Consider the following 10,355-nt stretch of genomic DNA (forward strand, 5'->3'; position numbering starts at 1 on the left):
ACGCAGGCGAACACGTCCAAGTCGAACGTCCTTCTGAGCAGCTCGGCCCAATTCACTCGCGGCGTCCTCTCCTTCAGCAGCTCCTTGCTGGCCGCTGCCTGCGGCGCCTCGTTCGCCTCCTCCTCACCTGCTTGGGTGAGCAGATCCACGAGCAGGGCCTGGGGGATGGCGCCTCCGCCTCCACCCTGTACCGGCAGGCGCTGGAGCTCACCCCGGGCGATGCCACGCTGGTGGACCGGCTGGTGGTGCTCTACGAGCGCGGCGGCAACCTGCTGGAGCTCTCGCAGATGCTAGAGGCCCAGGCCGCCCAGGCCCAGGCCACCGGGGACATGAAGCGCGCGGCCTCGCTGCGGCTCAAGGTGGCGGACCTGTACGCCGGCCCGCTGGAGGAGCCCACGCGCGCCATCCCCCTGTACCGGCACATCGTCGACGCGGATGCGGCCAACGTCCCGGCGCGCTCGGCCCTGGCCACGCTCTACATGCGCGACGCGGCGGCCTCGCAGCTCGCCATCGAGGAGAACCGGCAACTGCTGAAGCTGGATCCCACCCGGGTGGAGAGCCTGCACGCGCTCTTCCGGCTGTGGGAAGGCACCCGGCAGAACGACAAGGCCTTCTGCGCCGCGGCGGTGCTGCACTTCCTGCGCTCGTCCAACGAGGCGGAGGCGTCCTTCTACTCGGAGATGCGCAGCCGCCTGCCCACGGAGACGCAGGAGCGGCTGAGCCTGGCGGACGTGGACGCGGGGCTCATGCACCCCTCGGCGCGCGGGCCGCTGCTCGAGGTGATGCGGGCCGTGGGAGATCAGCTCAGCAAGCTGCACCCGGCGCAGTTCGAGCTGCTCGGGGTGGACCGCAAGACGGACAAGCTCAAGCCGGACCACGCGGTCTTCAAGGCCGTGCGCGCGGTGGCGCAGGTGTTCGGCGTGGAGGAGTTCGAGGTGTACCAGGCCCGCCGCGGGCTCATCGGCATGGAGACGACCGAGCCGCTGAGCATGTGCGTGGGCCAGGACGTGGTGCGCCGCTTCAACGCCCGCGAGCAGAAGTTCCTCTTCGGCCGCGCGGTGCTGGGCCTGCTGAACAAGACGGCGGTGCTCTCCAAGCTGTCGCGCGGCGAGACGCAGGACTTGTTCGGCAACTCCATCCGCATCTTTGCGCCGCTGTTCACGGCGCTGGGACGCAACAACGAGGAGATGGTGCGGCAGTACCGCCGGGCCTACTCGCGCAAGGCGCTCAAGGCGCTGGAGCCGGCCGCCCTGGAGCTGGGGCCGCAGGCCAAGGTGGAGCTGGAGCCCGCGCTGGCGGGCATGGCGTTCTCGGCGGACCGGGCCGGCGTGCTGATGTGCGGCGACGTGTCGGTGGGCCTCACCATGGTGCTGCGCGAGGACCCGAACTTCGCCACCGCCCGCCTGGACAACGCCGAGCCCCTGCTCCAGGCCCTGCGCGAGCGCGCCGACCTGCAGCAGATCCTCACCTACGTCCTGTCCGACGACTTCCTGCGCCTGCGCCAGCGCGTCGCCCTGGCGCTGCCGTGAGCTGAACCGGGGTGAGGGGCTCGCTTCGGCCCCTCACCTCTGCGGAGTTCTTCAGGAGTTCATACTCGCCGCCCGCCCGCTCGCTGCGCGCTGAGGGGCGGGCGGCCCAGGCGTTAGCGAGGCGCGATGGGCGCCTTCGTGAAGCGGCCCCAAGCGATGAACGCGGCCAGGCCGCCGAGCACGAGGTTCGACACCACCATCGGGGCCTCCCCGTTCGTCAGGTGCTCCCCGGCGGCGAGCACCATCACCAGCGTGAGGGCCGAGGCGGCCACGGGCGTGAGGACGGGCAGGATGCGGGTGAGCGCGGGCAGCAGCCCCACGCCGCCGAGCAGCTCCGAGGCGCCGATGAAGCGCACCATGCCGGGCGAGTAGCGGGGCACCCACGACATGTTCTTCGCGAGCTCCTCGATGGGGACGGTGGACTTCATGAGGCCCGCACCGATGAAGGCGACGGCGAGGAGCGCCTGGGCGACCCAGAGGGCGATGCGCAGGCCTCGGGAGGCCTGGGGGGCGGCGATAGACGCGGGCATGGGGATTTCCGGGAGAGAGGACCGACACGCCAAGGATAACTGTTGCACCAGGCGCCACCAGATGGGGCGCATGCAACAGTGTGTTCTGAAAATGGAACGGAGCGCCCGGCCGCGTCGCTCGATGCTCCGGTACCGGCCTTTGCAAACAGAACCTAGGCGCCCCATGGCCCACGGCCCTGATTCAGGAGCGCGTGAGCCATGAAGTCGCGGAACGCGCGAACCCTGGCGGGGAGCAACGGGGTGGCCGGATGCAGCAGGTACAAGGAAAACCTGCGCGGACTGTCCTGGCCGGAGAGCAGCCGCACCAGTCGCCCTTGCGCGAGCTCCGGTTCGACCAGGGTCAGGGGCAGGATGGCAATCCCTACCCCCTCCAACGCCAGGGCGCGGAGGAACGTGCCATCCAGCGCCACGACGGCCGGCGTGAGGTGAACGGCGCTCGGTCCGCTCTCTTGACGCAGCACCAGGACGCGATGCTCCGAGAGATCCGCCAGGCGACGCGGGTGACCCTCCCGTTCGAGGTACGCGGGCGAGGCAACGAAACCCATCTGTCCGTCGAGCAGCCGAAGCGCGACCAATGAGGAGTCTCGTAGGGAGGAGGCCAGGCGAAGCGCGACATCCAACTGGTGTGCGTCGAAATCGAGCTGCCGGTCGGTCAGGATCAGCTCCAGCGAGATGTCCCGGTGGGCCTCACAGAATCGCGCGAACACCGGGGCGAGCACCGTATGGGCGAAATCCGGCGGAGCGGTGACACGAAGCCGCCCTCGCGGGTGTCCCTGTGCCTCCTTGAGCGCATCCGTTGCGTCCTCGAGTAGCTCGAGCGCCCGCCCGACACGCTGCCGGTACAGGACTCCCTCCTCCGTGGGCTGCACGAGCCGGGGGCTGCGACGAACGAGGGGAACACCCAGGGCCGATTCCAGACGGGAGAGCCTTCGACTCACCGAACCCTTGGTCTCGCCCAATTGCTTCGCCGCGGCGGTGAGCGAGCCATGGTCCACGACCAGGCAGAAGGCACGCAGGTCCCTCAGGTCATCCGGAGTCGTTGCTGAAATGGCAACCTCGGGTTTCGTTTTCGCTGACTTGTTGCTCACGGAGGGACAGGGTACCTCACTGCCCTGGAGGCCCTTCATGAGCACGACGACGAAGAACAAGATGACGCGCCGGCAGGTTCTCGGTGGACTCGGCCTGACGTTGGCGGCCGTTCCACTCAGTCAGCTCCTCGCCTGCGGTGACAAGGACCCGGGCACAGGAGAAGCGGGCTGGGCGACCGGGGGGACCGCCGCGATGACCGGGGCCAGCACCTACCCCAACCCGTTCGCCTCGGATTCGGGCACGGCGTGCAAGCTGACGTGTGAACAGATTCTGGGCCCCTGCCATGGAACCACGCTGGTCCGTAAGGACATCAGCGAGGGCCATGACGGGCTGCCCGTGCGCCTCGCGTTCCGCGTGCTGGATGAGTCCTGCAAGCCCGTCCCGGGCGCGACCGTCGACATCTGGCATGCCGGACCGGAGGGCGTCTACTCGGGCGACGATATGCACCCGTTCTGCAATCCCGACAACCAGGAGGCCCGCGCCGCGCGGTGGTTCCGTGGCGTGCAGACGACGGATGTCGACGGCCGGGTGGACTTCGATACCTGCTTCCCTGGCTGGTACAAGGGCCGCGCCACTCACATCCACTTCACCATCAACATCGCCGGCACCGAGTCCGTGACGGCCCAGCTCTATTTCCAGGACTCGCTCAACGACGACATCACCGGCACCCAGCCGCTCTACACCACGCGTGGCCAGCGTGACACGCGCAACACGGCCGACCTGGTCGTGGCGCAGGAGCAACTGGGCGACTTCATCTTCCAGACCCGGAAGATGCCGGATGGCGCGATGCTGGCCTGGAAGACCTTCATCGTCCGCTCGTCGACCGGCACGCCCCTGTGCAAGGCCAACAGCAAGACCTTGCAGGATCTGATCGACGCCGGCTTCGACCCCAACGACCCGAACGCCCCCCCGCCGGCTTTCCCCTGAACCCCTGAACGCCCGTTGGGCGCGGCTCGCGCGGCTTCTGCCAACGCCCGCGAACCTCAAGTCCATGACGGCCCCAGGCGGTCGGCTTCCGTGCCGCGTGTGCCGGTGGTGGTGCCCTCGGCTGGGGTCTTCGGCCCCGCCGTGGGTGCGCCCAGGGGCGTGCGGGCCGCCGCCGCGCGCGGGGCGAGCCGCCACTCGCGCTCGGTGATGAGGCGCGCGCCGCGGGTGCTGAACAGGTAGCTCCACACCCACGTGAGGAACACGCCGAAGCGGTTCTTGAAGCCCACCAGGTACCAGACGTGGATGAAGAGCCAGGCGAGCCACGCGACGAAGCCCGTCAGGCGCGTCTTGCCCGTCTCGGCGATGGCGCGGTGCTTCCCGATGGTGGCCATCGCCCCCTTGTCCTTGTAACGGAAGGGGGCGCGCGGCTTGCCCATCAGGTCCGCGAGGACGTTGCGCGCCACCGCACGGCCCATCTGCATCGCCGCGGGCGCGACGCCCGGCACCAGCTTGCCGTCGAGCTCCACGTGCGCCACGTCCCCCGCCGCGAACACCTCTGGGTGGCCGGGCAGCGAGAGGTCGGGCAGGACGTTCACGCGGCCCGCTCGGTCCAGCGGCACGCCCAGGCTGCGCGTCAAGCGCGCGGCCTCCACGCCCGCGGCCCACACCACCGTGCGCGACGGCAGGCGCTCCTCGCCCAGCGTCACGCCCTCCGCGTCCACCGCCGTCACGCGCGCGCCGGTGCGCACCTCCACGCCCAGCGCGCCGAGGTCCTTGTGCGCGCGCTCGCCCAGCTTCTCGCTGAAGGTCGGCAGGATGCGCGGGCCGGCCTCCACCAGCACGACGCGCGCGCTGGAGGGGTTGATGCGCCGGAAGTCACGCACCAGCACCGTGCGGCTGATGTCCGCGATGGCGCCGGCCATCTCCACGCCCGTGGGCCCGGCGCCCACCACCACGAAGGTGAGCAGCGCGCGCTGGCGCTCGGGGTCCAGCTCGTTCTCCGCCTGCTCGAAGGCACTGAGGATGCGGCGGCGCAGCTCCGTCGCCTGCTCCAGCGTCTTGAGGCCCGGCGCGAAGTCCTCCCACTCCGACTTGCCGAAGTAGCTGTGCTGGGCGCCGCACGCGAGCACGAGGTAGTCGTAGCGCAGCCGCACGCCCTCCTCTCCGCCCACCCAGCGCTCCTCGAGGCTCAGCTGCGTGATGTGCGCGAGGTGGACCGAGACGTTGGGACGTCGGGCGAACTGCGAGCGGATGGGCACCGCGATGTCCGAGGGGCTCAGGCCCGCGGTGGCCACCTGGTAGAGCAGCGGCTGGAAGAGGTGATGGTTGCGCTGGTCCATGAGGGTGACGCGCAGCGCTGGGTTGCGCGCGAGCGCCTTCGCGGCGTTGAGGCCCGCGAAGCCCGCCCCCAGCACGATGACGTGCTTCTGGCCGGGGGCGAGTGGCGGCGTGATGGGTTCCATGCGCAGGTGTCTCCAGAGGGGGCGGCAACGCCCGTGAGGGTTTTGGCGGGCGTCAGACGCGCGACTTGAGCCCGGCGGCCACGGCCCCGGACAGCGGCGTCGTGGGACGGCCGATGAGGCGGCTCAGGTCGCCGCTCCGCTCGTCGAGGTCGCCCCGGGCAATGCCCTGGTCGGCGCTCACGAGCACCTGGGCCATCGGCGGTGGCAGGCCGAAGGAGAGCAGGGTCTTCTCGTACGCCTCCGCGGGCAGGTCGTTGTAGGCGACGGGCTTGCCGGCCTGACGCGCCACCTCGGCGGCGAGCTCGGCCATGGTGAAGGGCTGATCGCCCCCGAGCTCGTACCCCCGGCCCTCGTGGCCCGGCGTGGTGAGCACGGCCACGGCGGCCGCGGCGAAGTCGGCCCGCGTGGCCGCGGCGATGCGGCCATCCTTCGCGGCGCCCATCAGCACTCCGTGCTGCAGCGCGGGACCGAGGTTCTCCGTGTAGTTCTCGAGGTACCAGCCGTTGCGCAGGAACACGAAGGGGATGCCCGAGGCGCGGATGGCCTTCTCCGTCGTCAGGTGCTCGGCGGCGAGCGAGACGCCCGAGGTGTCCGCCTTCAGGATGCTGGTGTAGGCGAGGAGCTTCACGCCCGCCTTCTTCGCCGCGTCCACGACCGCCTGGTGCTGGCGGGCGCGCTGGCCCACCTCGCTGCTGGAGACGAGGAGGAGCTTCTGGACGCCCTGGAAGGCGGCGTCCAGCGTGGCGGGGGCGTTGTAGTCGCCCTTGCGCACCTGCACGCCCTTGGCCGCGAGGCCCTGCGCCTTGTCGGGGCTGCGCACGATGGCGATGACCTGGTTCGCAGGGACCTTCTGAAGAAGCTGCTCGATGACGAGCTGGCCGAGGTGGCCAGAGGCGCCGGTGACGGCAATCATGGGGATGGACTCGTTCTTTCTGGGTCGAGCGTGTGCCGCCTCGACCCGGGTGAGGGTGTCGGGCCGGCCGGCGGCCGAGGCTGCCAGCAGCGCCCGTGAGGGGGAGCGCTCAGCCGAACTGGAACGCGGAGAGGCGAGCGCCGCCGAACGCGTCGTTGAAGGTGACGCGGCCCACGTCGTCTCCGGCGGCGCCGGCAACGACCATCAAGGGGAGCAGGTGGTCCTCTTGCGGATGCGCAAGCCGCCCGCCTGGTGCGGCAGCCCATGCCGTCAGCCGCCGTGCACGCTCCTGCGGCGCTGCCGTGGCCGCCTCCCGCAGCCACGCGTCGAAGGGCTGCGAGTCCCTCAAGGCGGTGCCCGTGCGCATCGAGCGGAAGTTGTGAAAGCTCATGCCGCTGCCGAGGATGAGTACCCCTTCGTCGCGCAGCGGCGCGAGCGCGGCGCCGATGGCCAGGTGCTCCGTCGGGTCGTAGTTGCTCTTGAGCGACAGCTGGATGGTCGGGATGTCGGCGTTGGGCCAGGACACCTTGAAGGGGATGAAGGTGCCGTGGTCGAAGCCCCGGCTCGCATCCGTCTTCGTGGGAATCCCCGCCGCCTCGAGGAGGCCCGCCACGCGCCGCGCGAGCGCAGGAGCACCGGGCGCGGGCCACTGGATGGTGTAGGCCTCCGGGGGGAAGCCTCCGTAGTCGTAATAGATGGGTGGCGCCGCCGCGGTCATGACCGTGGGCTCCGTCGCCTCCCAGTGCGCCGAGACCACCAGCAGCGCCGTGGGCCGGCCCGGTAGCCCCTTGGGGAGGTCCACCAGGTAGGCGCGCAGCGCTTCGATCTCGTGCTTGGGCACCATCCGGCCCATGTCGACGAAGGGCCAGGGACCGCCGCCGTGCGGGACGAAGGCCACCGGCATGCGCGCGCCCTTCGCCGTGCTGGCCCCTCCGGGAGATTCAGAGGCGCCGGTGGCCCGGGCCGTCGCGGCGAGGGTTGCGAGCGCGGCGGCCCCGCCCAGCGAGGCCTCCCGGCGCGTCAGTCCGTTCTTATTCGTGTCGCTCATGATCGGGTCTGCTGCCTTGATGTGTGAGTCGGAGGTGCTGCTGCTGCTCGACCCAACATGCGCGCGTTTCCCGTTGCACACCACCCTTTGGGTGGACAACATGCTGTTCCATGCCGGAAACACGCGTGAGTTTCGAGCTCCTGACCGTCTTCGTCGCCGTGGCGGAGGCATCGAGCTTCACCAAGGCCGCCCACAAGCTCGGGATGGGGAAGGGGACGGTCAGCCGGGCGATCGCGAGCCTGGAGCGACAGCTCGGGGCCGAGCTGCTCCACCGCACGACGCACACGGTGGCGCTCTCCACCGCCGGGACGGCCCTCTACGAGAGAACAGCGCAGCACCTTGCCGCGCTCAACCAGGCACTGCAGAAGCTCCCCGAGCGCGCAGAGGAACCCTCCGGGGTGCTGCGGCTCACCGCGCCGTCCGACTTCGCCTACGTCGTGCTCCCCGAGGTCCTCACGCAGTTCGCACGCCGCTATCCCAAGGTGCAGTTGGACCTCCGCGTGACGAACGCCAACGTCGACCTCGTGGCCCAAGGGTTCGACCTCGCCATCCGCGCCGTCGGGGGCGGGAAGATGAAGGACTCCACCCTGACGATTCGCCGCCTGGGGCCTGCGACGGGGGGCTGGTTCGCAGCGCCGAGCTACCTCGCTCGGCGTGGGAGGCCGAAGGAGGTTGGCGAGGAGGGGCACGATTGGATCCTCCACCCCGCACAGCGCACGCTCATGAAGCTGCCCGCGGACACGCCGTTCCGGTTCTTCTGCGACGACATCCTGATGACGCGCAGCCTCGCCCGGGAAGGTGCAGGCATCTGCATGCTCCCTGCGTTCGCCGCCGCGCCGTACGTGGCCGAGGGCCTGCTCCAAGCGGTGCCGCTGACCGACCAGCACGCCTTCAAGGCCGAGCTCGCGCTCGTCTACCCGTCGAGTGGACAGGTCCCACGCAAAATCACCGCCTTCCGCGACGCCCTCTTGGAGGCCATGAAGAAGTGGAGCACCGCGCCATAGACTCGGTCCGGGCGAGCGGAGGGGCAGGTGGGGAGGCCTTCACACTTCTTCACGGCGCGGGGCGACACGCGCCGCTCAATCTGCGCTCCCCGCTCCCTCCAAGGAGAAGCATGAGCACGATCCACACCGCCAAGGCGTTCGTGAAGGGCGTCATCGGCCGCCTCGTCTTTCGCGACGCCACCGTCACCCGCGCCGAGGCGCTCGGGCCCCACTTCCGGCGCCTCGTGCTGGGCGGGCCCGGGCTGGGGGGCGCGACGTGGAGCCCGGGCGACAAGCTCCAGGTCTTCCTCCCCGGCGTCGGCACGCGCGCGTACACGCCCGTGCGCTGGGACGCGGCCGCGGGCGAGACCGAGCTCCTGGCCTACCTGCACGGTGAGGGGCCCGGAGCCCGCTGGGCGCGGGACGCCCGGCCCGGCGAGCAGCTCCAGGTCTTCGGCCCGCGCAGCTCGCTCGTCGTCGGCGGCCCGGAGCCCAGGCTGGTCTTCGGTGACGAGACAAGCGTGGGGCTCGCGCTCGCCAACGGCGCGAACCGCCCCGCGGTGCTTGAGGTTGGCGACCCGCGTGAGATGCAGCCCGTGCTCGAAGCGCTGGGCCTCTCGGTGGTGACGCTCGTGGAGCGCGGTGCGCACGAGCGGCTCGTCGAGGCCGTGGCGCGGGCGCTCTCCGCGCACCCGGGCGCGCAGCTCGTCCTGTCGGGCCGGGCTGCCGCCATCCAGGCCGTCCGCCAGGGCCTCCGGGCGCGCGGGGTGGACCTGGGCGGCGCGCGGGCGAAGGCGTACTGGGCCCCGGGCAAGGTGGGCCTCGACTAGGCTGCCGGCGACGCCTCGGACCGCCGTTTCCAAACGGAAACGCAGTTGTGCGCTTGGCCCGGATGTGGACCAGATACGAAACAGTTAGAACTGGTGCGCCGGGAAGGACGTCGCGCAGTACCGCGTGATGCCTCTTCCCCCTCGACCTCGCTGCACCGGAGAAACACCATGGCTTCCGTCACCACGCAGTCCCCCTCGCGGTCCTCCGTCGCCCAGCCCACTGCCTCCAAGGGCCTGCACATCGGCCTCTGGGTCGTCCAGGTGCTCCTGGCCGTGGCCTTCTTCATGGCGGGGCTCACGAAGGTCACCCAGCCGCTCGAGGCACTCGCCGCCCAGATGCCCTGGACGACGGCGGTGCCAGGCGCCCTCGTGCGCTTCATCGGGACCGTGGAGATTCTGGGCGCGCTCGGTCTCATCCTGCCCTCCGCCACGCGCATCCAGCCGCGCCTCACGCCGCTCGCCGCGCTCGGCCTCGTGGTGGTGATGGTGCTGGCCTCGGGCGTCCACGTGACGCGCGGGGAGCTCGGCATGCTGCCCGTCAACTTCGTGCTTGCCGCCCTGGCCGCGTTCGTCGCCTGGGGCCGCTCCAAGAAGGCGCCCATCGTCGCGCGCTAGGCCGGTGCTGCACGGCCGCGCACCGCCCGGGCAGGCTGCAAGAGAGCGCCCGCTCTGGCGGTGTTTCAGTCAAGCCGCCACAGCCAGCCAAGAGAGCCAGGCCCCTGGCGCGTCCCGCCTGGGAAGGCGGCCTGGGCAGGCATGTTCATCCAGGGGGCTCTACGGCCAGCATCAACCCGGCTGAGTTGAAATCTCATCCGCGTTGCGTATGGGAACCCCCTCAGGCTGGATGCCCATGGGTTTCCCGTCCTTCTCCAGCACGATGCCCCTGGACTCGGCCTTGGCCAGAAGTATAGGCGGGATGAGGGCCCTGTTGAGGGAGAGGGAGGGAGCGGAGGGGGCGAGGAAGGTTGCGGAGGGGGGCCGCCAGGGCTGTGCGCCGGGCCGGTGGAGAGGCGGTGCAGCCCTCTTCAGGCACACGTCGGCCC

General features: G+C 70.6%; 10 protein-coding genes and 1 pseudogene. 5 read left to right on the forward strand and 6 right to left on the reverse strand.

The window, feature by feature from the left end:
- The first annotated feature begins 131 nt into the window (after positions 1 to 131).
- Positions 132 to 1,529, forward strand: coding sequence for a hypothetical protein (locus VF794_RS37680; RefSeq protein WP_331118190.1), 1,398 nt, complete (start codon positions 132 to 134; stop codon positions 1,527 to 1,529).
- A gap of 113 nt (positions 1,530 to 1,642) precedes the next feature.
- Here the strand turns inward: VF794_RS37680 and VF794_RS37685 are convergent, their stop codons facing one another.
- Together VF794_RS37685 and VF794_RS37690 are read right to left on the reverse strand one after the other, a co-directional pair.
- Complete coding sequence (locus tag VF794_RS37685) at positions 1,643 to 2,059, reverse strand: DoxX family protein (protein ID WP_331118192.1); 417 nt, start codon at positions 2,057 to 2,059, stop codon at positions 1,643 to 1,645.
- Between the two features lie 152 nt (positions 2,060 to 2,211).
- Positions 2,212 to 3,147, reverse strand: coding sequence for a LysR family transcriptional regulator (locus VF794_RS37690; RefSeq protein WP_331118193.1), 936 nt, complete (start codon positions 3,145 to 3,147; stop codon positions 2,212 to 2,214).
- A gap of 37 nt (positions 3,148 to 3,184) precedes the next feature.
- Between VF794_RS37690 and VF794_RS37695 the strand changes: the two genes are divergently transcribed.
- The gene (locus VF794_RS37695) at positions 3,185 to 4,075 is read left to right on the forward strand and encodes a protocatechuate 3,4-dioxygenase (RefSeq protein ID WP_331118196.1); all 891 of its coding nucleotides are present in this window, start codon (positions 3,185 to 3,187) and stop codon (positions 4,073 to 4,075) included.
- A gap of 56 nt (positions 4,076 to 4,131) precedes the next feature.
- Here the strand turns inward: VF794_RS37695 and VF794_RS37700 are convergent, their stop codons facing one another.
- From VF794_RS37700 to VF794_RS37710, 3 genes are all read right to left on the reverse strand, one after another.
- The gene (locus VF794_RS37700; protein ID WP_331118198.1) at positions 4,132 to 5,538 is read right to left on the reverse strand and encodes an NAD(P)/FAD-dependent oxidoreductase; all 1,407 of its coding nucleotides are present in this window, start codon (positions 5,536 to 5,538) and stop codon (positions 4,132 to 4,134) included.
- Between the two features lie 52 nt (positions 5,539 to 5,590).
- Positions 5,591 to 6,451: an SDR family oxidoreductase gene (locus VF794_RS37705; RefSeq protein WP_331118200.1), complete on the reverse strand. Its 861-nt coding sequence runs from the start codon at positions 6,449 to 6,451 to the stop codon at positions 5,591 to 5,593.
- A gap of 109 nt (positions 6,452 to 6,560) precedes the next feature.
- Complete coding sequence (locus tag VF794_RS37710) at positions 6,561 to 7,499, reverse strand: class III extradiol ring-cleavage dioxygenase (RefSeq protein WP_331118202.1); 939 nt, start codon at positions 7,497 to 7,499, stop codon at positions 6,561 to 6,563.
- A 125-nt stretch (positions 7,500 to 7,624) separates the two neighbouring features.
- Here VF794_RS37710 and VF794_RS37715 point away from each other — a divergent pair, with 125 nt between their 5' ends.
- The 3 genes from VF794_RS37715 to VF794_RS37725 all read left to right on the forward strand — a co-directional run bounded on the left by VF794_RS37715 (position 7,625) and on the right by VF794_RS37725 (position 9,927).
- The gene (locus VF794_RS37715) at positions 7,625 to 8,503 is read left to right on the forward strand and encodes a LysR family transcriptional regulator (RefSeq protein ID WP_331118204.1); all 879 of its coding nucleotides are present in this window, start codon (positions 7,625 to 7,627) and stop codon (positions 8,501 to 8,503) included.
- A gap of 110 nt (positions 8,504 to 8,613) precedes the next feature.
- A complete protein-coding gene (locus VF794_RS37720; RefSeq protein ID WP_331097954.1) occupies positions 8,614 to 9,312 on the forward strand; it encodes a siderophore-interacting protein in 699 nt (232 codons plus the stop codon).
- A gap of 168 nt (positions 9,313 to 9,480) precedes the next feature.
- On the forward strand, positions 9,481 to 9,927 hold the full coding sequence (locus VF794_RS37725; RefSeq protein ID WP_331118206.1) for a DoxX family protein: 447 nt from the start codon (positions 9,481 to 9,483) through the stop codon (positions 9,925 to 9,927).
- A gap of 171 nt (positions 9,928 to 10,098) precedes the next feature.
- Here the strand turns inward: VF794_RS37725 and VF794_RS37730 are convergent.
- Positions 10,099 to 10,355: pseudogene (locus VF794_RS37730) on the reverse strand (hypothetical protein); the annotation flags it as partial.

Origin of the sequence: Archangium sp., assembly GCF_036389735.1 — a bacterium.
GTDB lineage: Bacteria > Myxococcota > Myxococcia > Myxococcales > Myxococcaceae > Archangium.